The organism is Amycolatopsis nivea, from assembly GCF_004522235.1.
Lineage (GTDB): Bacteria > Actinomycetota > Actinomycetes > Mycobacteriales > Pseudonocardiaceae > Amycolatopsis > Amycolatopsis nivea.
On sequence record NZ_SDLT01000116.1, the window covers coordinates 1 to 548 of the forward strand.

Annotated in this window: 1 pseudogene; it reads left to right on the top strand. The window is 71.4% G+C overall.

The annotated features are described in order from the left end of the window. Positions 1-117 precede the first annotated feature (117 nt). Positions 118-548 (top strand): annotated as a pseudogene (locus EIZ44_RS44470) (IS5/IS1182 family transposase); the annotation flags it as partial.

Genomic DNA, 548 nt, shown 5'->3' on the forward strand with positions numbered 1-548 from the left:
CCCAATGAGGTTTTCTCAGTAGGGCTGGGTGGGGTGTGTCGCCGAGGGGCGGGGCGTGGGGCCGCTGGTAGGACTGGATTTGCGAAGATCAAGTCCGAGAGATTCCAGGGGCCCCACGTGATTGCTTATGGTGCCACGCTCGACGTGGCGCGCGAGCTTGCCCTGTTCGTCGCGCGTGTCCTGCACGCCGAACACCGCCGCCGCGGCACCCGCCGCGGCCGGCGGGCGCTGACCGCGTTCGGACAGGCGGTGCTGGCGCTGCGCTGGTTCCGCGACGCCGTCCCGGTGCACCGCCTCGCCGCCGACCACCGCGTCGGCGTCGCCACCGCCTACCGGTACCTGCACGAAGCGGTCACCGCCCTCGCCAGCGAGGCCCCCGACCTGCACGACGTCCTCGCCCAGCGCCGCGCCGCGGGGGACACGCACGTGATCCTCGACGGCATGTTGATCGGCTGCGACCGGGTCGCCGCGACCACCGTCAAAACCAAAGGCCGCAACCGCGGCGCCACCGTCCACCTCTGGTACTCGGGCAAACACCGCTGTTTCGG